Origin of the sequence: Pseudoxanthomonas sp. PXM03 (assembly GCF_014852005.1) — a bacterium.
Lineage (GTDB): Bacteria > Pseudomonadota > Gammaproteobacteria > Xanthomonadales > Xanthomonadaceae > Pseudoxanthomonas_A.
This window is the reverse complement of the sequence record NZ_JACVAU010000005.1, coordinates 110,949-136,498: the sequence shown is the minus strand read 5'-3', so window position 1 is coordinate 136,498 and position 25,550 is coordinate 110,949. Positions and strand designations below refer to the sequence as shown.

26 protein-coding genes and 1 pseudogene are annotated in these 25,550 nt (G+C 59.7%); 12 read left to right on the top strand and 15 right to left on the bottom strand.

Annotated features, from left to right (window positions below; all coding sequences use genetic code 11):
- Positions 1–75 precede the first annotated feature (75 nt).
- Together IB223_RS17905 and IB223_RS17900 are read left to right on the top strand one after the other, a co-directional pair.
- Positions 76–1,182, top strand: a complete 1,107-nt coding sequence (locus tag IB223_RS17905) for a histidine kinase (RefSeq protein ID WP_192203146.1) — start codon at positions 76–78, stop codon at positions 1,180–1,182.
- Complete coding sequence (locus IB223_RS17900) at positions 1,179–1,808, top strand: response regulator transcription factor (protein ID WP_192203145.1); 630 nt, start codon at positions 1,179–1,181, stop codon at positions 1,806–1,808. Before IB223_RS17905 ends, IB223_RS17900 begins: the two co-directional genes overlap by 4 nt.
- Positions 1,809–1,979: 171 nt before the next feature.
- Here IB223_RS17900 and IB223_RS17895 read toward each other — a convergent pair whose 3' ends face one another.
- On the bottom strand, positions 1,980–3,215 hold the full coding sequence (locus tag IB223_RS17895; protein ID WP_192203144.1) for a DUF4010 domain-containing protein: 1,236 nt from the start codon (positions 3,213–3,215) through the stop codon (positions 1,980–1,982).
- Positions 3,216–3,306: 91 nt separating this feature from the next.
- Here IB223_RS17895 and IB223_RS17890 point away from each other — a divergent pair, with 91 nt between their 5' ends.
- The 3 genes from IB223_RS17890 to IB223_RS17880 are packed head-to-tail and all read left to right on the top strand — an operon-like array spanning position 3,307 to position 5,655.
- Complete coding sequence (locus tag IB223_RS17890) at positions 3,307–4,338, top strand: class 1 fructose-bisphosphatase (protein ID WP_192203143.1); 1,032 nt, start codon at positions 3,307–3,309, stop codon at positions 4,336–4,338.
- A 56-nt stretch (positions 4,339–4,394) separates the two neighbouring features.
- Positions 4,395–4,940, top strand: coding sequence for a hypothetical protein (locus tag IB223_RS17885; protein ID WP_192203142.1), 546 nt, complete (start codon positions 4,395–4,397; stop codon positions 4,938–4,940).
- 16 nt (positions 4,941–4,956) lie between these two features.
- Positions 4,957–5,655: a 2OG-Fe(II) oxygenase gene (locus IB223_RS17880; RefSeq protein ID WP_192203141.1), complete on the top strand. Its 699-nt coding sequence runs from the start codon at positions 4,957–4,959 to the stop codon at positions 5,653–5,655.
- A gap of 16 nt (positions 5,656–5,671) precedes the next feature.
- On the opposite strand, the gene IB223_RS17875 is transcribed toward IB223_RS17880, so the two are convergent.
- The 3 genes and pseudogenes from IB223_RS17875 to IB223_RS17860 all read right to left on the bottom strand — a co-directional run bounded on the left by IB223_RS17875 (position 5,672) and on the right by IB223_RS17860 (position 8,377).
- Positions 5,672–6,205, bottom strand: a complete 534-nt coding sequence (locus IB223_RS17875; protein ID WP_192203140.1) for a nucleoside 2-deoxyribosyltransferase — start codon at positions 6,203–6,205, stop codon at positions 5,672–5,674.
- A gap of 92 nt (positions 6,206–6,297) precedes the next feature.
- Positions 6,298–7,239 (bottom strand): annotated as a pseudogene (locus tag IB223_RS17870) (PA0069 family radical SAM protein); the annotation flags it as partial.
- Positions 7,240–8,128: 889 nt separating this feature from the next.
- Positions 8,129–8,377: a helix-turn-helix transcriptional regulator gene (locus tag IB223_RS17860; protein WP_192203138.1), complete on the bottom strand. Its 249-nt coding sequence runs from the start codon at positions 8,375–8,377 to the stop codon at positions 8,129–8,131.
- Positions 8,378–8,495: 118 nt separating this feature from the next.
- Here IB223_RS17860 and IB223_RS17855 point away from each other — a divergent pair, with 118 nt between their 5' ends.
- The 3 genes from IB223_RS17855 to IB223_RS17845 all read left to right on the top strand — a co-directional run bounded on the left by IB223_RS17855 (position 8,496) and on the right by IB223_RS17845 (position 10,412).
- Complete coding sequence (locus IB223_RS17855) at positions 8,496–9,308, top strand: hypothetical protein (RefSeq protein ID WP_192203137.1); 813 nt, start codon at positions 8,496–8,498, stop codon at positions 9,306–9,308.
- Between the two features lie 93 nt (positions 9,309–9,401).
- Complete coding sequence (locus IB223_RS17850) at positions 9,402–9,677, top strand: BPSL0761 family protein (RefSeq protein WP_192203136.1); 276 nt, start codon at positions 9,402–9,404, stop codon at positions 9,675–9,677.
- A 3-nt stretch (positions 9,678–9,680) separates the two neighbouring features.
- Positions 9,681–10,412 (top strand): SseB family protein, encoded by a 732-nt coding sequence (locus IB223_RS17845; protein ID WP_192203135.1) that lies wholly within the window; start codon positions 9,681–9,683, stop codon positions 10,410–10,412.
- A 67-nt stretch (positions 10,413–10,479) separates the two neighbouring features.
- Here IB223_RS17845 and IB223_RS17840 read toward each other — a convergent pair whose 3' ends face one another.
- From IB223_RS17840 to IB223_RS17800, 9 genes are all read right to left on the bottom strand, one after another.
- Positions 10,480–10,956 carry a hypothetical protein gene (locus IB223_RS17840; RefSeq protein ID WP_192203134.1) on the bottom strand — a complete coding sequence of 159 codons (477 nt, stop codon included), beginning with the start codon at positions 10,954–10,956 and terminating at the stop codon, positions 10,480–10,482.
- Positions 10,957–11,198: 242 nt separating this feature from the next.
- A complete protein-coding gene (locus IB223_RS17835) occupies positions 11,199–12,854 on the bottom strand; it encodes a hypothetical protein (RefSeq protein WP_192203133.1) in 1,656 nt (551 codons plus the stop codon).
- The gene (locus IB223_RS17830) at positions 12,851–13,756 is read right to left on the bottom strand and encodes a hypothetical protein (RefSeq protein ID WP_192203132.1); all 906 of its coding nucleotides are present in this window, start codon (positions 13,754–13,756) and stop codon (positions 12,851–12,853) included. The genes IB223_RS17835 and IB223_RS17830 overlap by 4 nt, the downstream gene beginning before the upstream one ends.
- Positions 13,757–13,863: 107 nt before the next feature.
- Entirely contained in the window at positions 13,864–14,277 is a 414-nt protein-coding gene (locus IB223_RS17825) for a hypothetical protein (protein WP_192203131.1), read from the bottom strand.
- 57 nt (positions 14,278–14,334) lie between these two features.
- A complete protein-coding gene (locus IB223_RS17820; RefSeq protein ID WP_192203130.1) occupies positions 14,335–15,081 on the bottom strand; it encodes a hypothetical protein in 747 nt (248 codons plus the stop codon).
- 133 nt (positions 15,082–15,214) lie between these two features.
- Positions 15,215–15,637: a hypothetical protein gene (locus tag IB223_RS17815; protein WP_192203129.1), complete on the bottom strand. Its 423-nt coding sequence runs from the start codon at positions 15,635–15,637 to the stop codon at positions 15,215–15,217.
- A gap of 146 nt (positions 15,638–15,783) precedes the next feature.
- A complete protein-coding gene (locus IB223_RS17810; protein WP_192203128.1) occupies positions 15,784–16,236 on the bottom strand; it encodes a hypothetical protein in 453 nt (150 codons plus the stop codon).
- A gap of 70 nt (positions 16,237–16,306) precedes the next feature.
- Positions 16,307–16,741, bottom strand: coding sequence for a hypothetical protein (locus IB223_RS17805; protein WP_192203127.1), 435 nt, complete (start codon positions 16,739–16,741; stop codon positions 16,307–16,309).
- A gap of 406 nt (positions 16,742–17,147) precedes the next feature.
- Positions 17,148–17,627 carry a hypothetical protein gene (locus tag IB223_RS17800; RefSeq protein WP_192203125.1) on the bottom strand — a complete coding sequence of 160 codons (480 nt, stop codon included), beginning with the start codon at positions 17,625–17,627 and terminating at the stop codon, positions 17,148–17,150.
- An 87-nt stretch (positions 17,628–17,714) separates the two neighbouring features.
- Between IB223_RS17800 and IB223_RS17795 the strand changes: the two genes are divergently transcribed.
- From IB223_RS17795 to IB223_RS17780, 4 genes are read left to right on the top strand one after another with little or no spacing between them, the layout of a single operon-like run.
- Complete coding sequence (locus tag IB223_RS17795; protein ID WP_192203123.1) at positions 17,715–17,951, top strand: hypothetical protein; 237 nt, start codon at positions 17,715–17,717, stop codon at positions 17,949–17,951.
- 59 nt (positions 17,952–18,010) lie between these two features.
- Positions 18,011–18,961, top strand: coding sequence for an SOS response-associated peptidase family protein (locus tag IB223_RS17790; protein WP_225591193.1), 951 nt, complete (start codon positions 18,011–18,013; stop codon positions 18,959–18,961).
- The gene (locus IB223_RS17785) at positions 18,961–19,116 is read left to right on the top strand and encodes a hypothetical protein (RefSeq protein WP_192203119.1); all 156 of its coding nucleotides are present in this window, start codon (positions 18,961–18,963) and stop codon (positions 19,114–19,116) included. Before IB223_RS17790 ends, IB223_RS17785 begins: the two co-directional genes overlap by 1 nt.
- An 8-nt stretch (positions 19,117–19,124) precedes the next feature.
- On the top strand, positions 19,125–20,183 hold the full coding sequence (locus tag IB223_RS17780; RefSeq protein ID WP_192203117.1) for a DUF4238 domain-containing protein: 1,059 nt from the start codon (positions 19,125–19,127) through the stop codon (positions 20,181–20,183).
- 55 nt (positions 20,184–20,238) lie between these two features.
- Here IB223_RS17780 and IB223_RS17775 read toward each other — a convergent pair whose 3' ends face one another.
- Both IB223_RS17775 and IB223_RS17770 read right to left on the bottom strand, forming a co-directional pair.
- Positions 20,239–21,657 carry a hypothetical protein gene (locus tag IB223_RS17775; protein ID WP_192203115.1) on the bottom strand — a complete coding sequence of 473 codons (1,419 nt, stop codon included), beginning with the start codon at positions 21,655–21,657 and terminating at the stop codon, positions 20,239–20,241.
- Positions 21,654–25,088: a hypothetical protein gene (locus IB223_RS17770; RefSeq protein ID WP_192203114.1), complete on the bottom strand. Its 3,435-nt coding sequence runs from the start codon at positions 25,086–25,088 to the stop codon at positions 21,654–21,656. Before IB223_RS17770 ends, IB223_RS17775 begins: the two co-directional genes overlap by 4 nt.
- Positions 25,089–25,550: the final 462 nt, after the last annotated feature.

Sequence of the window (25,550 nt, the reverse complement as noted above, 5' to 3'; positions counted from 1 at the left end):
GTCGCTGACCTGCCGGAAGTCACCACTTTCGCCCGACCCATTGCCTCGGCGCCACGCGCACGACAGCATGCGCGCATGTGGCCAACCCTGAATCGACTTCGCGAACCCATGACGCTGGCGGGCGTGTTCACGCTCGCCGCCGTGTCGCTGGGCCTGCGCTTCCTGCCGCCGGAGGTGCTGCCAGCCGCGGCCGCCGCACTGGTGGCGTACGCGCTGGGATTCCTCCTGTTCGCACTGGCACCGGACACCTGGGAGCGGCAGCGGCGGATCGCCCTGGTGGCGATGGCCGGCCTTGCGCTGCTGCTGGCCTGGCTGACGCCGCGCGTGGGCACCGCGCAGGTGCTGCTGGTGGTCTGGGTGGCATGCGCGGTCAACGTGCTGTCGCCGCGCGGGGTCATCGGTGCCGCGCTGGTGTTGAACGTGGCGTTCTACACGCTGATGGTGCACCACGGGTTCGGCGCGCCGCTGACGATGACGCTGATCAACATCGGCTTCCAGGCGCTCGCCGGCCTGTGCGTGCACTACGCCCGGCGCTCCGAGGAATCCCGCGACCAGTTGGCGTTGGTGAATGCGGACCTGCTGGCCACACGGGCGCTACTGGCCGACAGCGCGCGTGACGCCGAACGGCTGCGCGTGGCGCGCGAGCTGCACGACGTGGCCGGTCACAAGCTCACGGCGATGAAGCTCAACCTGCGGGCATTGGCCAGCGATCCGGTGTTCGCCGTGCGCGATGAAGTCCGCATCGCGCAGCAGTTGTCCACCGAGTTGCTGGACGATATCCGCAACGTCGTGCAGGCCCTGCGCGATTCGCGCGGGCTGGACCTCCAGACCGCGATCCGTGCCCTCGCCGCACCGCTGCCACGGCCAACGCTGGATCTGCGTATCGCGGAAGACATCCGCATCACCGATCCGGCCGTGGCGGAGTCTCTGCTGCGCATCGTGCAGGAGTGCCTGACCAACGCCGCACGGCACGCGAACGCGGAGACGTTGATGGTTTCGCTGAGCAGGGAGGACGCTGACATGCGCCTGTGCATTGAGGACGATGGCAAGCTCAGGGGTGGTTTGCGCGAAGGCAATGGACTGTCGGGCATCCGCGAGCGCGTCGCGGCGCTGGGTGGCGATCTTCGCCTGGGCAACAGCCCGACCGGCGGCCTGCGCCTGGACGTGAGGCTGCCCGCATGAGCGTGCGGGTCGCCCTGGCCGACGACCAGGCGCTGGTGCGCGCCGGTCTGCGCGCCTTGTTGAAGGCGCAGCAGATCGAGGTGGTCTTCGAGGCCGACGATGGTGCCGACCTGCTGGCCAAGCTCAAGGCCCAGCCGGTGGACGTGGTGCTGAGCGACATCCGCATGCCCGGCACCGACGGCATCGAAGCCCTGCTGCAGCTGCGCGAAGGTGGCGACCGGACGCCGGTACTGCTGCTGACGACCTTCGACGATAGCGACCTGCTGTTGCGTGCCACCCAGGCCGGTGCGCAGGGCTTCCTGCTGAAGGACGCCGCCCCGGAAGACCTGCACGACGCCATCCAGCGCGTGGCCGCAGGCGAGACGCTGCTGCAGCCGGTGAGCACAGATCCCGTTCGCGCGCGCTTCCGCTTCCGGGACGAAGCGCCGCCCAGCGATACCTTCAGTGAGCGCGAAGTGGCGATCCTGCGGCTGCTGGCGGGCGGTTATTCGAACAAGGAAATCGCGCGCACGCTGTTCCTGGCCGAAGGCACAGTGAAGAACTACGTCTCCACGATCCTCGACAAGCTCGGTACGCGCGACCGCACCCGCGCCGTGCTGAAGGCGATCACGCTGCGGATCATCTGAGTCCGCTGGGTGTTTGTAGGAGCGACGTGAGTCGCGACCGCACGCTCACCATCACCCGGATCTTTCAGTGGCACGGAACGGATCGGCAATCCCTTCTCGCGACGATGTCGCGTTTCACGGCGATTCGGTGCCTCGGTCGCGACTCACGTCGCTCCTACAGAAAAGCCAGGCTCAGAACACCACCATCGCCGCGCCCGCGGCCAGCGCCACCAGCAGACCTGCGGACACTCGCATGCCGTAGGCGGCCCCGCCGCTGACCCAGGCGATTACCGACTTGGCGATGAGGCTGGCCGCCAGCAACGCGAGCATCCACCAGCGTGCTTCCGCAGCCTCGAGTCCGCCGCGCGAAAACTGGTTGGCCAGCGTTGCCACGGCTGCATGCAGTTCCGCGACCGCCGACAGCGCAGCGGCTGCCATCGCGCCCCGTGGTCCGATCCACGTCGCGAGCGCCGCCGCCACGAACGTCAACACCCCCACCAGCAAGGCGAAACCGAGCGCCTGCCCGAAGCGGAACATGCGGCTCTCGGAGGTAGGAGGCTTCACGGTTTCCTCGCGTCCCGCGCGCAGGCCCAACACGCCGCCGGCCAGCAGTACGCCACCGATGGCGCAGAGTTCCGGCAGCAGGTCACGCACCAGGGCTGGGGATACCGCCCACAGGATGGGCACGCACAGCGTCAGCGAGGCCAGATTCGCCAGCAGCGCGGCCGCGACAGCCGAGCGCAACAGGGCCGGTGTTTCCTTCGCCCGCTGTCCGAACCCAATGGTGGCCGCCGTCGACGACACATAGCCGGCAAAGAACCCCGCCGCCGCCAACCCCCAGCGATTGCCGACCACGCGCAGCACGACATGGCCCAGCGCACTGACGGCCATCACCAGCACCACGAGTTTCCAGATGGTGGCCAGGTTGATGGCGTCGAAAGGCCCGATCGGGCGGTCCGGCAGGATCGGCAGGATGACCAGCGCCGAAGCGAGCAGCAGCAGGCCGTCGAACACCTCGCGTTCGCTGAAGGTGTCGCGGGTGAGTTCATGCAGCGGCTGCTTGGCATACAGCAGCACGGCCACCACCACCGCCAGCGCGGTGGCCAGCGCCGGTGCGCGCATCGCCATGGCGCCCAGCAGGAAGGTAAGCACCAGGGTCACTTCGCTCGTCAGGCCGGGATCGTCCTGGCGCGTGGCGTGGTAGGCCATCGCCGCCAGTGCCCCGACGACGCCCAACCCGACCAGCAACACGGGCAGGCCCAGCCACGCCGCCACCGCCGCGCCCAGCGCCACCAGCGCATGCGTGCGCAGGCCAGCGATGGCATGCGCGCGACGACCGTGGCTGCGTTCGCGCACCAGGCCGATCAGCAGGCCCAGGCCCAGCGCCGAGGACAGCGCCAGCCAGGTCTCCGGGGTTGCTTCGTCCATTCCTTCCTCCAGACCCGTCAGCATAGCGAATGGTCTTGCATTGGTCCCATCAACCCGGACAATGCGCGCACCGTTCGCCGTGGATCCCATCATGCCCGCTCCCGCTCCGTCCGCCGTCTCGCTGAGCCGCTACCTGATCGAAGAGCAGCGCGCCGGCCGCATCAGCGCCGACCTGCGCCAGCTGATCGCGGTGGTGGCCCGCGCCTGCACCAGCATCTCCATCGCGGTCAGCAAGGGCGCACTGGGCGGCGTGCTGGGCGACGCCGGTACCGGCAACGTGCAGGGCGAGGCGCAGAAGAAGCTGGACGTGCTAAGCAACGACATCCTGCTGGAAGCCAACGCTTGGGGCGGCCACCTGGCCGCTTGCGCCTCGGAAGAGATGGACCACAGCCAGCCGATCCCGGACGCCTACCCGCGCGGGGGCTTCCTGCTGCTGTTCGATCCGCTGGACGGCAGCTCTAACATCGACGTCAACGTTTCGGTGGGCACCATCTTTTCGGTGCTGCGCAGCCCGGATGGCGTGACCACGCCAAGCGACGAGCACTTCCTCCAGCCCGGCCGCGAACAGGTCGCCGCCGGTTACTGCATCTATGGGCCCAGCACGATGCTGGTGCTCACCACCGGCAACGGCACCCATGCGTTCACGCTGGACCGCGAGCAGGGCGCGTTCGTGATGACCCAGCGCGACATGCGGATCCCGGAGGAGACGAAGGAGTTCGCCATCAACATGTCGAACCAGCGCCACTGGGAAGCCCCGATGCAGGGCTATGTCAACGACCTGCTCGCCGGCAAGGAAGGTCCGCGCGGCAAGGACTTCAACATGCGCTGGATCGCCAGCATGGTGGCGGATGTGCACCGCATCCTGACCCGCGGCGGCATCTTCATCTACCCGTGGGACCGCAAGGACCCGGGCAAGGCCGGCAAGCTGCGCCTGATGTACGAGGCCAACCCGATGGGCATGCTGGTGGAGCAGGCCGGCGGTGCGGCGAGCACCGGGCGCGAGGACATCCTGTCGCTGCGCCCGACACACCTGCACCAGCGCGTACCGGTGTTCCTGGGATCGAGGAAGGAAGTCGAAGCCGCCGTCGGCTACCACCGCGCGCACGACACCGCGGCCGCGTGAGCGGACGAGGCTAGAATCGCGCAAGTGCGGAGCATCCCCTCCGCCGGGAGCGACGAGTGAAGCGACTGCAGACGCGATTGGCGATCATCCTGCTGGCCTGCCTGCCGGGCATGGCCGGCGCCCAGGCTTCCGCCCATGCCGCCGCCGACACCGATGAAGCGAAGTTCGTCCGACTGACGCGCCATCTGGAACGGTTTCCACTTGATCCGGATGCGAAGCCGATGCGTGCCTGGATGCTCCAATGGGCGATCGAGACACCGGACCTGGTGATCACAGCGTGCGACTTCCTCGAGCCCAAGCTGGAGATGGACTCGTACTATGGCGGCATGCTCTTCATGCAGATCCTCTACGGCAACGCCGCCTGGCAGATCGTCCATCCCGAGCAGCGCGCCGATCCCGTCGCCCCCCAGATTGCGGGCGTCCGCAGTGCGCTGAAAGCCTATGCGGAGATCAGCATGGAACGCGCGGACGCACAGATCCCAGCGTTCGATACGCTGGCGCTGGCCGAACGGGGCGGCACCCTGGAGACGTCGCTGACACCCCGGATCCTGCAGGCATGCCGCAAGGATGGTGCCACTCCGACCGACGATGCATCGACCTGACGGCGAGCATGCCCGCATGAGCGCCGACTTCATCGAGGTCTACGAAAACACGCTGGACGCGGCGACCTGTCGCGCCATCGTGGAACGCTTCGATGCCAGCCGGCAGGACCGGCCAGGGCAGGTGGGTGGCGGACACCACCCGGAGCTCAAGCACAGCCGCGACATCAGCATCAGCGGGCAGGCCGACTGGCGCGACGTGGAACAGCGCCTCAACCTGGCCGTGCTCGCCGGGTTGAAGCAGTACCTGCGTACCTATCCCTTCAGCCTGATCGCGCCCTTGATGCTGCAGCAGCCGGGCGCCGACGGGCAGCTGCGCCGCCTGGGTTACGAGGACGTCGCCGGCATGGACGACGACGCACTGATGAAGCTCATCATGGCGGTGTTCGTGCCGGGCCGGATCAACCTGCAGCGGTATCCCGCCGGCGAGGGTGGCTATCCGTACTGGCACTGCGAGCTGTTCCCGAAAGGCGCGGATGCCGAACCGCTGCACCGCCACGTGCTATGGACGCTCTATCTCAACGACGGCTTCGAGGCGGGCGAGACAGAATTCTTCCACCAGCAGCGCAGGATCGTACCCCGCACCGGCAGCCTGCTGATCGCCCCGACGGCGTTCACCCACACGCACCGCGGCAACCGTCCGGTGGGCGGCGACAAATACATCGCGACCAGCTGGATCCTGTTCCAGCGCGCGGAACACCTGTACGGCGGACGCTGAAGCGCGGCAACGTCGCTCAGGCGACATCCCGCCGTGCATCGATGTCGCTGCGCAACCGCTGCAATGCCGCCTCCACACCGCCCACCACCATCACGCAGGGGACTGCGAGCATCAGGTTGAGCGGCAGGCCGAACTCTTCCAGTTGCCAGCCGTGAACGTCCATGCCGGCATCGGCCGCCAGGTACTGGGGACAACGGTGATGGATGCGTTCGGCAAGGCTGCCGCTCTCGGGCACGTAGGCGTAGACCGGCTTGCCGCGGGCGACGGCATACCCGACTTCGAAGCACGTGCCGCTGTCCGGTTCCGCACCACGGAAGAAATCGAGGTTGGCGAGCACCGCATCGGCGGCATCCAGCAGGCCGATGTCGGCGCGGTAGATCCCGCGCGCGGTATCCCGTGCATCGCCTGTCGCGTGTCCGGCCACCTGTGCGTCCAGGGGAAACAGACCCTCGAAGCCATGGCGTGCACACAACGCCTTGAGTCGTTCGCCGTGCGCAACCGCGTCGGGGCGGAAGATGTCCGGACCTGCGAGGTAGAGGGACGTGATCATCGGCGTGCATGCGGAGGAAGGCACACGGGATTGTCCATGCGCGTCGCCGGGGTTTCCCGTGACCGATCGTCGCAGCGCGCTCGCCGATGCCGTCAGAACAGTTCGCCCTGGGGCGACGGTGCGCGTGGCGGCACGAAGCGGCTGCAATCGAGCGGTGGATGCCGGCGCTCCCTGAAACCGGCCCGTTTGAGTGCCAGCGCGAACCGGCGCGCCAACAGATCGGCATAGACGCCTTCGCCACTCAATCTCTTCCCGAACCGGCTGTCGTAGTCCTTGCCGCCGCGCAGTTGCTGGATCGTGCTCATCACATGCGCGGCGCGGTCGGGGAGATGCGTCTGCAGCCAATCACGGAACAAGGGAGCGACTTCATGCGGCAGGCGCAGCAACACATAGCCTGCGGCGGTGGCGCCATGTGCACTCGCCGCGTCCAGTACGGCTTCCAGCGCCTGGTCGTTCACCCACGGGATCACCGGCGCGAACATCACGCCGACAGGAATGCCGGCTTCGCTGAGACGCTTCACGGCCTTCAGCCGGCTGTGCGGTGCGGACGCACGCGGCTCGAGGCGCGAGGACAGCGCGTTGTCCAGCGTGGTGATGGAAAAGTACACATGCACCAGGTTTTCGCGGGCCATCGGTGCGAGGAGATCCAGGTCACGCTCGACCAACGCGTTCTTCGTGATAAGCGAGAACGGATGCCTGGTTTCGGCCAGCACCTCGATGATGCGACGGGTCAGTTGCAGCTTCCGTTCAACCGGCTGGTAGGCGTCGGTGTTGATGCCCAGCGAGATCGGGCTTGCCCGATAGCCGGCCTTCGCAAGCTCGCGCCTCAGTACCTCCGGCGCATTGGTCTTCGCGAAAATCCTGGTTTCGAAATCCAGGCCGGGCGACAGGTCGAGATAAGCGTGCGACGGACGAGCGAAGCAGTAGCTGCAGCAGCAATTTATGGAACCTCCAAATTTTGTTCACTTGCTCGAGGGGGCCTGGAGCAGGGATCTGGGGTGCCATTCGGTCAAAGTGCGCAAGATTGGCCGAGCTTGCGGCTAGCCTAGAGGTTCCATGGGGGACCCGTAAGGTAGGTTGGTGGGGGATTTGAGATTGCCCCGAAGCTGCGGCCGGATGAATCAGCTGCACTTGCGAAAAACAGGTTTCTGATGAAGTAGCCGCACTCTCTCTAGGAAACTGCCAGGCCTAGTCCATGATTGCCTAGCCACAGCGCTGCACATGAACAGTGCGATCGATAGCCACACGAGACCTCGGCAGAATGGAAACTCACACCAGCCCCCCTGATCTAGCAGTGCAAGACCTGCCAAGACCGAAGCTCGCTCACCCGACTCGCGAGTTCATGGCTTCCCTGCCCCCTTTCACCGGGCTGGACATAGGGAGGATCCATTGGATTGGAAGCGAGCAGGCTGCTGCTGCAGCGCTCCAAGTCCTCAAGCTTGAACGAACGCTCGGGTTCGACACGGAGACGAAACCGACCTTTGTGGCCGGCGAGGTCAGGACGGGACCTCACCTGATCCAACTGGCCACCTTCGATAGGGCCTACTGCATTCCTGCTGAGGGCGTGTGGACGAGGGATCTTTTGGCGCCACTCCTTGAGTCCGAAGGCATTCTTAAAGTTGGTTTTGGCCTGGCAAATGATCGGAGGCCGCTCTACGGCAAGTATAAGATCAAGCTAAGGGGGTCCTTGGATCTTGCTCCCGTCGTGCGCAAGCTTGGCTACCGACAGCGCGTGGGCCTTCAGGCCTCCGTGGCAATCGTCTTGGGACAACGCCTTGGGAAATCCAAGTCCGTGCAACTGTCCAATTGGAGTACGCGGCCCCTTAGACCAGCCCAACTTGTCTACGCCGCCAATGACGCTTTTGCATCCCACTGCGTGTTTCTTGAACTTCAGCGCCGTCATCCGAGCCTGCTGGCAGGAGCTCATCCTTGACCGGCTGGAAGCACCAGCTTCATTGCACGGGCTGGGCTAAGCCCGAGCGCTGAAGTGAGCTCGAAGAACTCGATCACGTCCAGCCTGCGGGCCCCCGCCTCGACGGCAGACATCCGCTGCTGGGGCCACCCCAGCTGGCGAGCTAGCTCGCCCTGCGACAGCCCCAGTTCCTCGCGGCGCTCTCTCAGTCTCTCGACCAGCCGTCGATACTCCTCCCGATAGATCGTTTTTGATGCCATGGTCGCCGCCAGTCCTGGACGACTGGGGAATCTATGGCGCACCTACCGATTACATGAAAATTGTGTAGAAAACTCGCGCGGCCGCTGATAAGCTCCCCGACTAATCGCGAGAGGTGCAATGGCATGTGTCCGCACCCAATCGACTCTGCTGCCCGCCGCCCGCGACCTCGTGCCATTTGCACAGTCGCTAGGATTGCTGCGGCTTGGTGCGTGGTACGCCCTTGAGCTATCGACGACAGTCGAGGCCCCTTTCAGCACTGGGACAGCACTAAGCCAGAAGCTCTTTCAGCAGCTGGCGGAACGTCAGGTTCTGCGTACTGCGGCAGGACAGGAGCCCGGCATTCGTCGCGCACTCTATGAGCCTCTGGGATGGTGCTATCTCACCGACTGGGGTGAGCGAAACCATCTCCAAGCCGCGCTGCAGACAGTGATGCTAGATCTGGCATCGCGTCAGGATTCTGTGCGACCGACCCTTGAGCTTTGGGAAGCATTGGCAGCGGCCGAGATTGAGACATACCTCGCGCACCTGCTACGTCGCCACACCCTGGATCCGGCAAGCGCTCCCTTCATCATGCATGCGATGGCAGATGACTGGTCTGACTTGAGTTTGGCTCGTAAGCGCTACCTGGCGTGGCACGCGGCGCGCGGCGCCGCCTCAACCCTTCTTCGCACTGGGATGGACCAGGATGCGGCGCGCTCCGCAATGCTTGAGGAGATGCGTCGCCGCTCGCGGTGGCTTGCCTCGAGATCGGCCAACAATGAGCTGTCTGCCGAGGAGTATCAATTTGTACCTGATCCTCAGTGGAAGAAGCCCATCCTCTTGAACGTCTTCCTCTCCCACCTGTTGCCTGTAGGAATCTCCTACTGGGCAGACCACCCTGGACGATCGACTCATGCGTTGGGACGAAGCAAAGCGGCAGGCAACTCCTGACGACGACCGCATCGTGAGATTCCTAAACATGCCCGCCAGAAGCGAGCGTCTTCGGCATATTCCACTGCGCCTTCAAATGCGGAAGAGGCCTCTATGACCATGCCGCTCGAACGAACTCGACACCTCATCCAGGCCGGTGCGTTTCTTCGCGATCTCGCTGCCAACATGGCCGTTCCCAAGCAGGTGCGCGCGGAAGCGTATCGATTGCTCAGGCACTTTCCGTCTGTATCGGATGTTGAAGCGATAGCCGCCAACGAGGCACGACTGCAGGAGGTCACAGGATCACCGCTTCGCCCGAACTTGCTTGCGACTGAGTTTGATCCAGAGTGGCTACGCGGCTACATGCACGGTCCACACATTGGAGGTTGAAGGATGTCCAACGTCAGCGAGGGAGAGCTGGAACATTGGTTTGAGCGAGCGATGCGGAGCCGTACTGATGAATCGACCTTCTTCGCTTGCCTCGTTCGCGCCACGGTGCATGCGCACGTGCCGATATCCGATGACTCCAAGAATGTGAGGCTGATTCAGTTTCGACACCCGGATGGGTATGACGCGATTCCCTTCTTCACTTCAGCTCACCGTGCCGCACGATCTACTTTCAGTGGCCTGCGGACTATCACGCTTCCTTGTGCGAGGCTATTTGAGCAGACGATTGGAGCAACCTTGATGGTCAACCCTAACGACGGTGGCGCTGTGCTTTTTCCCGAGGAAGTGGCCACGTTGCTGAAGTCAGGGACGCTAGAGACGTTCGAGAAAGTCAGCTTGAGCGAGGGAACCGTGGATGTACGCCCTGCCACATCTCCTCCTGACAACTTGATCAGGGCACTAGAGGGAAACGTGCCTTTACCGCCCTTCATCAGGGAGATCTATCTCCTTGAGAAGCGCACATTGGATCAAGGGTTCAGCCGACCAATTTTGCTCATCTATGCAGGCGTGGAAGCTCGCCAGATGGAGCGAGGAGCACGGCATCTGGTCTCTGTTGTTCAGGCATTGGATCCACGGCCAGAGGACATTGTCGACGTGGCCGTGTTTGACATCGCCCAGGCCAGGCCTGGCTTCTTGAATGACATTGGCGCCGTTCCCGTGTTCGCTTCCAGCGATTAGACCTGCGAATCCAGTACAGACTTGGACAACGGGCTAAGCGAGGACCGTGCGCATGAGATGTGTGCTATCAGCTACCCGAGGCCGCTGCCGACTCTGACGGACCCTCTGATACACCAGGAAACGTATTAATCAGCAGGCCGACGGCCAGTCCAGCCATTACCAAGGTGGCAACGAGCTGCGAGGCCTCAACGAGTTGCGCTAGAAGCGAGTAGATGAACATCACTAGCTTTGAACTGTTAGAGGGATCAAAGAGCGCGAACGTCTCAATCACGAGGCCAAAGAGCGAGTGCGTAAGGATGCTCATCACGATGACGGATAGGCTGAAGAGCACACGCATGCGCTTGGTCGTACCGATGTGCTTGAGGTACATCAGGGTAAGCACCAGCGTCGATACTGCTAGGGCGAGCATGCAGCACCAAAATGCGCCGCCCAGGACTCCGCGGATCACTGGAGCCATGATGGAGTCCACGATCACTACACCCAGAGCCATCAAGGCCAGCCCCACCGCCCAACCTACGTGTACCGCTTCCTTTCTGAAGGTCATCGAGTGCTCCTTTGCTTTGCGATCCTCAACGGTATCGGCTATGTCGGCCAACACATTAGGCCCTGAACCTGCCTTGGGCCTTGGTGAAGCGAGACCGCGAAGAACCCTGACTCATAGCCTCACAGGATCTCGGACCGACGTTTCCGCCACAGAAGTCCAGCGAGTGCCCAACCGTTCAAGCGGATCTCGAGCCAGGTTTCTGGTCCAGATCAAGTTAGCTGTGCGCGCAGGTTCGTTCGAACTCATCTGGCAAGGTACCAAGTGGGCAGGGGGTGGCGGTGCAATCGCGCCGACAGAGCAGTAAGGACGCTCCAGGGCTGCGCATACCAACCAAGTTGTGTTGGGTCTGCTGCACCCTCTGGAATGCGTAAAGATGCCTGAAGCTCCGAAGAAGTATCTTCTCCTAACCCTGCAATCACCCTCGAGACGCTAATCGCATCTAGACTGCGGTTTGAGCCGGTAAAGGTCTCAATGCCAGAGGTGTGGTACCAGCGCTCAAGGGTAACTCCGGACAAGTGGGGCGTGAGACTTCGCAGAAGCGTCAATCCTGCTTCGTCTTCCATTACCGAAAAGATGGTCGCCAGCAAGGGCACGAGCGTCGTCGTCTTGAAGAAGTCGCGGTCACCCGCGTCGCGGGTGAAATGCACCGCAACGGCGTCCTCAAGCAAATCTGTATCGACCGGCAAGCGCTCATTCGTCATCAATGACCGCTTCAAGAGCTGCGTGACTCCCATTGCCAGATTCTGCACAGACTGGATAGCGCCTTCTTTCAACAGTGCTGTAAACACAAGACTCAGGTCGATGCCCTGACCGTCCAACAAGGGCCTTGCAACAATGCTGTTGGCATTGATTACCTTCACGATGTCCTGAAGCACCTGGCGCCGTCTATCTTCAGACCCTTCCATGCGCTGGAGAAGCAGTAGCAGTGTCGCAAGCCGGCCCAACTCATCGAAGACGAGATCCGCATAGAAGACAGGGTTTGGTCGGTGCCGTACGATTGCTCGTGCGTTCCTTAGGGCTGGCAGTGTCTTGTCGAAATAGGTCGACAAGGTGTGAACGTGAAGTTCGACCGTTGCATTGAGACGTCGCAGAAACTCGGAATCACCCGTCAACCCAAGGCTGACCGATGCGGACCACATCCTTAGCGCAAGGTACTCGCCCGCCACGACAGCCGGCTTCAAGTTGTTCTCTGCGCCACCCCACACCACCAGCACACCATGGCCCATTGCCGCAGCTGCACAACGACGTAGGAACTTGCGGCGCGCTGGCGCTGGGCTATCGTCAGCCTCATTCGCGGGCGCGGTCATCACCTTCTCAATGAAGTGTACGAAGCGCTGGATCGAAGCACTCGAGTCACTCAGCCCAGCCAGGGCCGCGCGGAGATCGGACTGTGCGTGCCCAAGCAGCAGTGACTCGTCGAAAACGTGTTTCTCAATTAGGGGCGTGAGCTGGTCGATTCCCCAGAAGCCGAAGATAAAACCGGGTCGGGCGTTGACCTCGTCCGCGAGTCCTGCAAAGCCGGTTGCAGCCTCCTGCTTTATGACCCCACTTGAAACGACCACAACGTGCTTGGTCAGTGCTCGTTGAGACTCCGTTAGACGATTGCGCGCAAAGTCGGTACACGCCTCACGCGCGGATGGCTCAATGGCCTGTTGGCCGGTAAACAGATCTTCTCGACGAATGTCACCGAACTTGATTATGAACAGGTACAGCTCTTCTCTACCTTCAGAGTTCTGAAAGCTCGACAGAACGTCCACCCCTGCCTGAGGGACGCCTGTCTGCGGACGACTTAGTACCGAATGACCCATCGCAGTCAGCAGCTCTGGCAAAAGAGCGTCCAGTTCGTTGCGCTCTCTTAGACTGCTTATGTAGTTCTGAAGAACGAGTTGCAGGCTCATGAACTGGTGCTCCGCCAGAGTTGATTGCGACGCATGAGCCCGAGGACGGGATCCGTAAGCTCAGAAAGCGGAGGCTCAATCGCAAGCTCGTGCGAGGACATGGCCAAAGTCATCTCTTCCGTGCCCGAGTCGTGCGGGACTTCAATGACCGGTCGACTAGTGTACTTGAGCCTCACTTCATGCAGCAGTCCGCGAAATGCTGAGGATTCCTCGGCACGGCGATGAATTTCTCGGTGCTCACTTCGCTTGAGCGAGGAATACAGGAGGCGCATATCCGCCGTCATCTCGAGTTCCCGGAGCCGCGGTAGCTCATCAAGGACCTGCTGCACTTCGCGCGCCTTGCGAAGTGTCTCAGTTGAGACATCGAGCTCCAGGAAGCTCGAATCTGGAGAGCCCAGAAGCTCGACGGTACTGACCAGCAGCTGTTCCACGTGGTAGTCGAGTAGCTCAGTCGTACAGTTGCGAACCTCATCGCTGCCGGGAAAGTCACGCGCCATGCTCAATGTCCATCCGAGCGACACCGAAGGTGCGGCTGCTAACGCGCACGCGCGCCTGGCCGTTGTGATTGCTTCGTCCTCCAGCACTCGGGTCAGGTCGTAGGGCTGGGGAAAGTGCTGATCGAGATGGGTAATGTTGGCGTGGTGCAAGAGCGCCTTGCCCAGTCGGACATCAGAGTCAGTCGTCAGCCAGCGCGCTAGTGCGGTAGGGAACAGCAGGGGCGACTGCGCGATGGCATGGAGGCAATTGTCGATATCAATGCTACCGAACTGATCGGATTCGCTATTCGGCTCCATTTCACGGGCGAGTTGAGACAGACGGGCAAGCAACTGTCCATCTCGGTCGTGGTCACGGTCCTGAGCGGCCAACTGCAGGTAGATATCAAGTCCCTCGGTATCTCGCACAACGGCCTCCAAGTTGCTAGTTTCGGCAACAATCTATTACACCAATTTGGCCGAGCCACGAAGCGGCTTCAGCTTGAATGAACTTTGGCCGCGAAGTCGGTGCACTTTCAAGGCCATCCCCACGGCAAGTAGATCCGCTTGTTGGGATCGATCTCTCTGGCTTGACGCTGCCAATCACCGTGCTGAGATATGTACGTTAGCGGGTCCATTGCACCCGACATAACCGACCTGTTGGCGCCGAGAATGGTGTCATACAGAGAGTTGATCGTATCGCCGGCCGAGCGGTGGCCGAGGCCATATAGGTCACTCGCGATCAGCGCCAGGTAGCTCAGGTTAGCTGGTTCCTGCACCGTCATCTGCGCGCCGTCGCCGATGTAGTTGATCGACCTAATGATCCGAAGTGCTTCTCTGCGAAGCTCGGAAAACCTTGCATACTTGGTAACGATGAGGCTGGAATACAGCCCGCTGACGATGCCGATAGGCAGTGAAAGTATCAATGCAAACAAGGAATCATTGGTCATGGGCGAAAACACCTGAATTGAGACGCGCCGTGAAGGGCCGTCGGCTCGGATGAATTGTTACACCGCACCCGACTTCCCGAAGGTGTCGAAGGGGTCAATGTAGGAGATGCCCGATATCAGATCGGAATGCCCGGACATGAAGTAGTCGCTGTTCATGTCAAGCGCGCCTCGCCAATGGTGAACGCCGTCCTTCAACTCCATGATTCCATACACGGTGAAGTCGTTGTTGTGAAGCGTGCCGTACTGGATGTTTCCCCCAACCGATTCTATCGACTCATCATTGATGATGTCGCGAAGTACCGACAGATAGTCTTTGTTCCGAACTAGGGTCGCCTTCGGATTCACGTGTTTTGATCCAGATCCTAGGAACTCGTGCTTTGACGCAACGAGCACCTCATCAAGCGAGTGCACATTGTTGCTGTTGGTCGAGAACTTGAATGCTCTCAGCAGGCCGGTAGAGGGACATTGGCCACACACAATGAAGCTTGCGATTCCCTTAGGGCCCACTGCGGTTTTGCAGATCTCAATGGAGATTAGTTTGTAAGCTTTGAATATGAACTCGCATATCCCCTTCATACTCACGTCCGTGTGGCCTGGCGCATACTGAAGATCCTGCAGCACTGCGGCAACGGACTCTTTGATCATCAGCGAATTTACCGCGCTTCCGGCAAAGCACATCCCGAGCCGTCCCTGGTAAGCCACACTCCTAGCTCTTGAAGGATCCGGATGCGCCGGCTGAAGGATTCTGTAGGGAAGGGCTAGTACCTTGATGCCAACATCAGCATAAGAATTGGTAGCGATCATCAGCCGCGAGTCCGCAGCTAAGTGAATTGCGTTGTCCTGCTTCCATGCGATGCAAAGAGTCATTGAGGGCTCCAAATTCCGTATCACGCCTAAACTGGCCGATCCGCGTAGCGGGTTCGGCTTGAATGATTTGTTAGCCCGGCCGGCCGGGCCACACTCTATCGACAAGCTCTCGAACCTCCATTGCCCCGTGATGCCCTTGCATGGCGTCTGTCCACTCTGGCGGGCTGGTGAAAGTAGATGATGCGGGGGCGCCCCAAAGAGATGAGTTGAGCGCAACAACAACCACGCCGGCCTGTGCCTCAAAAGCAGGAACGGCCAAGATGGCGGCGCGCAGCTTGGCTGCAGTTGGGCCAGGCAACGCAGGCTTGAAGTCCAGCCAGACCATTGATTGGCCGCCGGGACGGACGGCCAGCACAAGATGGCCACCGGTTGGGCTTGGTGCCTGCCCCGACAGAGCCTGCTCAGAAGAGGTCTGAACCGCCTTGATGTAGTTGGCTAGCGCATCCACCGATGGAACTCGTTCTTGGAGAACTGAGTCCGGCAGGAGCAGCATGACACTCTCGGAGTGATACGGGGTCGCAGCGGTGGCAGTGAAGGTCAGGAATGCTGCTGATAGAGCTACTAGACGCTTCATATGGCACCTAACGCCTAAATTAATCCGCGCTGCGAAGCGGCGTTGGCTTGAGTGAATTGTTAGAGCTACCCACGATAGCCCCTGCCGCGAACCGGATCTACAGGGAAATTTTTGTTGCAGGTCGCGCACCAGAAGTCTCCGTTTGGCTGCTTCATATCCTGAAGCGGAGAAATCTTGCGGCTCTCATAACATGTTGGACAGGCGTAGTGCCTTGGTTCTCCAGAGTACTGATACACAACAGCTCTTCCCGGAGCTTGCACCAGCTTGTACTCGGAGGTGCGATCCTCCCAAGCGGACATTGTAGCAAGCTCTTTGCGCAAGGCCTCATTTGTCTGCTGTAGAGCGAGTAGCTGCTGCTGCGTATGGAACAAGCCATCTTGAAGTTTCGTGATCTGATCCATTGCCGCATGAATCTTTGCTCGAGCCTCCTCGTCGATCTTGGCGTTCAAGGCTAAGGACATTGAGTCCCGCATGAACTGAAGAGCGGTATATGCGCTTGTGATTGCAGAAAGATCCAAAGAACTCTCCTGGTAGACCTAACGCCTGAATTAAGCCGCGCCGTGAAGCAGCGTCGGCTTGAGTGAGTTGTTAGGCCTGTGAAAGCGCCACTTCGAGCATAAAGAGATCGAGCTCAACGCGAGCTAGTTTCTTAAGATCACCAAAAATTCCTGCACTGACAGAGTTCGAATTGATCGCTAGCGCTGGTGCGTCATCGATTGTGGCGTGCGGCCCAAAGAATCCAATTACTATGAAATCTTGCCCCTTGATACGTGGGCAAACAACATCAATTAGGAATCTAAGCTGTGCAATTGAAAGATACGTGCCTTCTGATCTCGCACAGATTGCAACTGTCGTAGGGATGGCGTCTTCGTCAATCTCGTGCGACTGAGCCTCGTACCGATCCATTTGGTACAGGATCTCAAGGTCCACACCTAGATTGCTTGCGGCATCGACAAATTGATTGTGCTCCAACATCTCAAATCCACAGGAGCATATGACGTTGAAGTTATGTGGGTTCTGCACGACATCTCCTTGCATCGACCAACAGGGGCCCAGCTAACTGGTAGCCGGACCCATGGGTCCACCTATACGACTTATCCAAGTCCGCCGTAAGGCCGACTATCCCCTTGAGACGGCTCGATCTTAGGGTGGCTGGGTCCGATCAACAAGCCGACGTATAGCCGGCCCCAGCGACGATGCTGACGGCGGTACGCTGGCCTGAATTGCCCCCAAGAGCAAATCTCCTAGCCATCAGAGCGCGCGTTCTCCAGTGTCCGCTCTGGGTGGCAAACATTACCCGTCAGCAGTCAACCAGACGGAAGCGTGGAGAAGGTGCCGGTGGGTGGCGTTGTGCACAGCACACCCACCGGCGATGCCCGGCGCCACCAATCGCAGGGATGGCGCTTAACGTGGCGGGACGAGTGCTGTACTAGCCCACGCTGGGCATGACCAGCATGTGCCGGCGCCTGATCCGCGAATAGTCGGCGTGTGGCGCGAATGCTTGTAGAGGTTCCCCTACATCCGCGATGGAATCGAAGTCGTCAGGCAGGACGTTGTCCACCTTAATGATCCTGGAGGAAAGACCCCCGCCCGCCGGCCGAGTCTGCTGCCACAGAAAGCGGGCGGCGTCATCGGCCTTCTTGGACTGAGGAGCGGACGCTGCACGGGAGCGGGCCCGCAATCGCGCGCACTCGCGCGCCCGCTCGCTGGACTGGGCTAGCAGCCATCGTTCGATGAAGCGCTTGCCCTGCGCAACGCTCGCCGCCTTCGAGTGGATCTCCCGCTTGTCCCAGGGCTTGATCCGGGTCGACCCGTCTGCAGCAATGCTCGCCACGAAACCGTAGTTCCAGTACAGCTGGCTGCTGCCATCTGCGCTGTCGGACCATCGATAGGCATCGGGGAGGGGCATGCAGCCATCGTACGAGCCGCCATCCCACGGACTGAGACCGACGGTCGTGTCGCAGCCGGTGAGACCGGCGGACGAAGAATGGGGCCCATGCCTACCTACCTGACGCCCTCCGAAGCCAACGCCCTGGTCGATGCCATTCAGGCCAGCCTTCCGGCCATGTACGCCACGATCGCGCCCTCAGATCGGCAGGAGGCCTTCGCCGCGGAGGCGAATGCCATCCTGGAGCTCGTGGAGCCTCAGCACCACATGGCGCTGTTCGAACGCCTGGAGTCGATCGTCCTGCTGACCCGTGGCTTCGAGCGTCCGCTGGCTGCAAACGGCTAACAGGGTCGGCGGTATATTCGGGCCGACTGCCGAGGACTGTGCCTATGTGCTACTCCGCGATGATCCAGGCCGACTACGAGAAGTATGTCCGCCACTACGGCGCGACGATGAGCCTCGAGGACTTCGTCATGAACGTGTGGTCGGCACCCGATCGGGCGAAGAAGAGGCGCCGGCCGAAGGCCATGGAGGACTGGTTCCGCAACTTGGGTGACCCGAAGGCGCAGGAGATCTGGCACGTGATCCAGCGCCAGCGCGCCGAGCGCGAGACCGAACTGCAGCAGGAGCTGTTCAAGCAGAAGAAGCGCCAGGCCGATGCCGAGCGCGCCCTGCTGACCAAGGTCACCAAGAAGGCGCAGGAGGACCTGCGTATATCGACCGACAAGATCAGCAAGCTCAAGTTAGATCTAGATGACCTGCAGCGAGTCGAGCCGCTTGCGCGTGATAGGCGCTTCTATCCCGGCAACTATGCGCCGGTCATCGTCATGGAGAACGGGAGAAAGGTGATCAAGCCGATGCGGTATCGATGCAGACTCCCTGGCTGGACTGCCGAAGTCGAGCGTAAGTACGACACGACCTACAACGCTCGCAGAGACAAGATTGAGACAAGCTGGCAAGCGCTCTTCGGGCATCGCCATGCAGTCATCGTGGTCAGCGCGTTCTACGAGAACGTCGAGCGCCACAACATGGAGCAGCGCGAGCTAGCAGAGGGCGAGAAGTCGGAGAACGTGGTGCTGGAGTTTCGGCCGAAGCCCGAGCAGGACATGGTGATTGCATGCCTGTGGAACGAGTCGCCTGACGGAGATGAGGCGCTGTTGTCGTTCGCTGCCATCACCGATGACCCCGCTCCCGAGGTTGCCGCCGCCGGTCATGATCGCACCATCATCCAGATCAAGCCTGAGCACATTGAGGCCTGGCTGACTCCTGAGGGCCGACCCGCTGAAGAGCTACAGGCAATTCTCGATGACCGACCGCAGGCCTATTACGAACACCAAGTGGCGAAGGCAGCGTGATGGATATGGATGAGGCGATTGACCGGGCTCATGCGCTTGATCGGTGGGTGTGCCTTTACGCGCGCTCGAACACGTTCGCGCAGTTCCACGCCGACTACGCGACACAGGATCCTGAGCTTAAGGCCTTCCTCAATGCCACCGAGCATGAGGATTGACCTGGATCATGGCCGGACGTCGACATCACTACTTGCCTCGCTTCTTGCAGCGGCCGTTCGCTTTTCATCAGAAGGGAAAGCATTTCTACGTCCATGCCCACCATAGGACCCACGGCAGCTTTGGAACCAATGTGATGGAGCTTGGCCAGGAGGTCGACTTCTACGGAGGCCCCGACGATCCGTCACTGGATGACAAGATAACGGCAGGTGAAAAACTGCTTTCGATAACGGTCAATAAGCTCAATCAGGGCGAGCAAGTCACTTCTGCGGAGATGGCAACGCTTGTATGTGCTCTTGGCATTCGCACGAAGGCGATGAGATCGGCGCTCACAACAATGGTTCCTGCACTCATTGCGGGCATTCGGGCCAAAATTCAGAAGGAAAGGTATGTCCAACGTGAACTTATCAGGAGCCTCCATGACCCAGCGAAACGTCGACAACTAATCTACGAGCAGCTTCGCAAGGATCATGGTCATCTGAGCCGGGAACTGCAGACAAGGCTCTATTCGCAGATGGTTCCTAGATGGAAATCCTTTGTTCTTGAACAGGAGCATAAGTTCATCGAGGAGGCAGAGCATCTAGTCGAGCTCTTTATGGATCGATTTGAGTCCGAGTCAGAGAAGATAGCGAACAAGGCCTTTCTCGGAGCTCTGTCGAAGGGCCCCGAAAGCCCATTGAGGGTTCAGAAGATGATGGCTGAGATGACTTTCGAGGTCTTAGAGTCCGGACCGGATGAACGTTTTATCCTTGGCGATTGCGGTCCGGTCGCTACCTTCAGTGATGGTAAGTCGCGACTTGCTCTAGGTGCGATTGAGGAAGATGTCGATAAGTCAATGATCTACCTACCGATCTCACCGACTCGCTGTGTTTTAGCTCGCCGTTCGCCAGAGACTACCCCGCTATCCCTAACCAGCATCAACCAAATGAGCGCTGAGCTCTCGCACGAGTTCTTTATAGCAATCGAAAGTGACGGAGCCAACCTGGCGACCCTTCGGCAGGCGATTGGGTCGCTAGTACCAATAGCCTCGCATTCGGACATCACGCGACTGATAGCGGACGACAGTTGATCGTCGTAGGCTGCTCAACCGGGACTAAAGCTCCTGCCCACCGGGCGAGATGCGCTCAAGTTCCACATGGGAGCGCCGCCATCTCGGACTGACTCCAGCAGATTGGGCTGTAGTGACATGCCTGACAGCAGGTTCTGCTATCGATCGCGGCTATGTGACAACGGTCGTCCCTCACATCGATGACATGTTGATGTGCGCAGTGGTGTGGCTGGTTGTCGGTGAAGAAGGATCTGGGCGATGTTGCAACCCTGAACGCGATCGAGTTGGCGCCACACCCTTGTGCTACTTGGTTGCATGCGCTCCAAGCATGAAATCTGCACTCTTGGGCGGGCGCTGGACGTAGATAGTGCCTTGAGCTGCCGGTCACCATTACCCACTCATTCCTCTCTGGAAGATCGTTTACTAGCACGCGATCAGGCGTCGCAGCTTCTACCCTTCGAGGTCTTACTGGAAAACCTGGAAACTGAGTTAGGGGTGCGGCCTGGAGCTCGAGCCCGAGCATTTCCCCGCATCGACGAAGTAGCTGCTCTGCAGCGTCACTCACTTCGCTCAAGTGATCTAAGATCGAGTCCTGGCGCTCGTCGAGTGGAAACTCAGTATCCTCAATTGCCATTAGCAGTGTGTTGTCTGTTCGCTGGAGGACTACCACCGGATAGACGAGTATTCGCGGCTTTGGCGCAAACCTAGATGATCCGGTCGCTTCGTATTTCACGTGTACCGCGTGAAATGCTGCTGACAACGTATCGGGCTCGATGTAGCCACGGAGCTGGCTTGGCCTTACAAAGGACTGACTGTCTCCGGCTAGCACACGCCGTGCAAGCAAATCCAGTATCGTCGTCGATTCTGCGAGGTAGTCTTCCTTCCTCAGAACAATGATCTGTTCGTCGTCCACCGCCGCGGGGCTAAGAAACGTCTTGGTAGGGCAAACGAATATCACCATCCACTGACCGCTGGTGAGTACGACTCGCGGGACGTCGTGCCCGTGGCGATCTCTCAACTCACGGACATATCCGGCAATCTGTTCTACAAAGTCGTACCAAGCCAGTGCTGCCGGGCAATCTTCTCTTGCGCTGCCGGCTTTGAAGTGCTCAATAGTGAGTATCACGAGATCGACATCGCGCCTGACGACGCGACCTGGACCTCGACTATTAATAAGCGGCACGTCCCAAGCCTTTGCTTCCACAATCAGTAGCGGAGTCCTGACATCAGGATGCACGCCCATGTAGTCGATGTAGAGGGTGGTGTCAGCGCGTACCCGCGCCTCTTCAGGCATATCTCCTCTGACTCCCAGACTCCACCCAAGCTCTGTCAACAGGCCGTCGAGGAACAGTCTTCGCGTCACATGTTCAAGAACGCCAGGCTCTGCCGCACGGTCGTAGGAATTTGTGCCACGATCCGACGTCTCGTCCTCCATGTTGTCAAGAAGGGCCGCGAGAGCGTTTCGAAAGTCCGACCTCTCTCTTGAGCCGTTCATTGGACTAGTTCAGGAAGGCGGTAGAGCAGCCGGCGCGCGGAGGGCCAGCCAGCTTCCATGAAGACCTCGAGACACTGTACGAGTGCAAGCCTGCGACGTTCGTCCTCGAAGATTTCCTTATAGTCGGCTAAGTACACACCAATCAGACGAACCAGAAGATCTGCTCCCATCGGCTCATACTGGTATCCGAAGCGACGACCGCCCGCGAGCAGTGAGGCTGCTATGAGATCGAACACTCTTCCCGCGTCGAACGGGATGAACTTCTCCAACAGCTGCAATAGGTAGTAGATGGTATGTGGGGTCCCTACCTCTCCAATGAGACTCAGAGTCTCCTGGATCTCATCCAAGAGAGTTTCCAGAAACACAGAACTTGCACCATCTTCGCCAAGAGATTCCGCTGCAAAGTACAGCTGCATGCAGGCGCAATCGATGAGGCGAATGTATCTGCCGACTGTTTCGTATAGCTCCGAAGGCTCAGGTGATGCTAGCGCTTCAGTCACCAAGGAATGCAGGTGTCCAACGATCTCATGGAGCAGGGCCTGCGCGCGGTGTCTAATCTCTAATGCGTCCTCCTCTCCCTGCCCGTCCAATCCGTATACGTAGATCTGCCGAAGGTCTGTGATGGCAGTGCGGAGCTCTTTTCGATGATCTTCGGGACGCTGGATCCAACCTCTAATGACCTGTTGAGCTTCGAATCGGCCATAACCCACCCAAGCGTGGGTGAGTACTGTAGCCAACGATTCCCTGACCTTTGCGTCACTCTTTGATTCTTTCTGGTAGCGAGCAAGCAGGCGGAGGGTGAGATCCTCCGTGCGCGCAACGTCTGCATTCAGCACGCGAGTAAGCACATCGCAAACACCTTGACGGATGACCGTTGGGTTTCGCTCACGGTCTACCCGGTCACGCAACAGAATCCACATCCCATCACGATCGATGTTCCAGAGGTTTGTAAGACGCCCGATGGCCTGGAGACGGACTGCGGGATGTCTATCAGCGAGCAAGGTCTCGATGTGCGCGCGTAGCCGTTGGTAGAGGGCAGGATGGCCTTCTAGCAGATCGAAGATGGCCACTGCCGCATCGACACGTGGAGCTGGTGATCCCCATGCGGCAGACTTCGCAAACTCTTTCTCAGTGTCCTCGTCCGACTCGGGATACGGTGAGCCGGCAATCCATACGATGAGATCTAATAGTGCTTGCGAGGCTGCCTCGTCATCCGAGATCTTTCTCGCACGTTTTGCCAGTTTGGCTATCGCTTCGCCAACAGCACCCGTTGCATGCTGCTTCAGACCTTGGTGAGCATCAGCTGATGAGTCGACCAGCTCTCGAAGGACGTGAATCTGACGAACACCTTCACTCAAAGTGAGATCATCAGTGGCGGTACTGCCGCGATCTAGCCCAAAATTTGCCTTGAATGCTTCAATGGCCGTGATTAAGGCGGCATTGGCTGGGCTGGCCTGTTCTAGATCTTCTAGCCAATGGTATGGCGACGGCTTAGCCCAAGTCGCCATTGTTGAGAATAGTCGCGCATTGGACTCCTGTTCGGGGCCTGTGGCTTTCGCTCCCAAGGCTTCCCTAGCTTCTTGAGTTAGGAGATTCTCTTTACCGATAGCACCGAAGAGTCGCGCGAGGATGGTGGCGCGTGCCGCCGTTGAATCGGAGAACTTGGAGAATCGAATGCTCAAAGCCCTGTGCTCGAACTCGATTCTCTCAGTCGTTGACCGCTCCCGATAGATTGACGAGATCAGATCTACAGCATCCTTCCTGGTCTCACTCGCGAGGATGAAGGCCTCTTCGGTAGCGAATGGCCAGAGTAGGTGCGCAACCGCGTCCTTTCGCTCTGCGGCAATCATGAACATTCTGGCCCATAGCAGAGCGAGGCTACTGACGCTCAACAGCTCATTGATGACCAACATGGCATCTTCCTGCGATGCCTCTCGGAGATAGGGCAGGAGCTTTGCTACCAGTGAGTCCGCATCTTGAGCGTGCTTTCCTTCTGGATCATGGGCCCAGATGTGGCTGTAATCCTCCTGAAGTCGCACCAGTTGGCCGTTGACGACCATCTCATGAGGTACTAACTCTGTTGATGTCGCGTGCTCGCGCGCAACGAAACCCTCAAGCGCACTAGAGAGGGCATTTGCCGCCACATCAGGTTGGGCTCGGAGGAACTTGGGAAAGAACTGAGCCAAGCCATATCGAGCAAGCTCATAGTCTTGCTTTGCACTCGAGCGAAGCGGAAGAATTTGGCTATTACCAATGTTTGTAGCGTGATCCTTCTCTACGTCTCTTTTGTATGTTTGCTCGTAGACGAAGCGGGCGAGCTCCGGGTCGCTTTTTGCGAGAGTCTCGATCTTTCTCGCTACTGCCGGCACGCTGCTCCATCCCGTCGCGCCGAAGTTGGCCGGACTGAAGAGTTTCAGGATGAGATCTCGAGACTCTTCTGGATTGGTGTCATAGGTGTCTATTACGAAGCCGATCGAAGATTCGATCAGGTACTCGTCCGAACCCAGAGAAAGGGAGAAGCCAAGCAGCTTTCGTGACACTTCCCCTAAGTCGCTACGTCCTTCAGGTGAGTCAGTGCGGCTGATCAAGAGGTAGCATAGGAGTCGAGCCACACGCGCTAGGTTCGGTAGCCGTGAAGAGATGGCGAGAGATATGGAGATCCAGGGATCTACCGATGTGATCTCTTTATCATCAAGGCGAACGGCTAACGCCCCGACGAAGTGCTGAACCGCCTTCTCGGAATTGGCTTCGCCCGAGGCAAGCATCTTTCCGATTGTTGCCACGTCTTGTTTCGAGGCTGCCAGCTCTGTTGGCATCCAACTAGCCACACTTCTGATAACGGGGTCTGTTTCCTCGTCGGCTACCAGGCGTGTCACGACGTTCCAGAATTCCTGCCGATTGGCCTCCGTCGACCACAGCTCCTGTAGACAGAAAGACACTGCCGGAGCGAGCATCAGACCGAGCCCCTGCAGTCCCTTGGCGGCATTGTCGTGACTGGACAAGAGCGGTCTCAGAAACACACGACTAGTCACATAGTCGAACAACAGGTGGTGCCTGAATTGTATCCAGCGTTCGGACTCGGTCTCGATCAGAACACCTTCTTGGACCAACAACTCCAGCGCCTGAGGATAGACGTCAATGAGATCTAGTCTGGAAGCGCGCAACGCCCGGGACTCCATCATCTGCCCAACAACGCGTTTCAGGCAGGCTTCGGCTTCATAGCCGTGACGTGATATGCGGTGATCCCAGTACACACCTAGAAGTTGCGCTTGCGTCTGAACTTCCGACAGGTCGGCGCTGACTATCCCGTCCTCGAGCAGCTCACCAATAAGTCGCGTATTGAATGGCACAACTGCCAGCTCTCGAAGGCGAGTAGAGGCATGAGCTAGGAGCGCCTTGATGGGCGGTGCTTGCTCAAGCAATTCTTCCAACTCATTCTCAGACCAAGGCGGCACTCGTAGATGCCTAACTCCGCGAAACTCGGGATCACTTAGATCAGCTGAGGGAGGGGCGCCCTTGAAGATCTCTCGAAACGTGCGACCCATTCTTAAGTCAAAAGTACGGATCGAAGCAACAACCCTCCATCGGCCGTCCAGGGCTACTACACGTTCTATAAGAGTTCTGAACGCTCCCTCCCCTTTTCCGCCCCGTGTGGCGTCTAGTGCATCTACTACTAGCCATCCTGGTTCTGACCCATCCCAGGCTGCGATCACGTCCAAGAGTGCGTGACTCAAGCCCAACTCAAACGCAATGCCTTCAAGCGTCTCTACGGAGAACTGATCCACTGCGAGCTCAATTACGTCCCCGCCTTTGTTGGCTAGACTCCGCGCTAATGCATTAAGCACACCGCTCTTTCCAGCGCCTGGCTCTCCGATGATGAGCAGTGAGCCTGA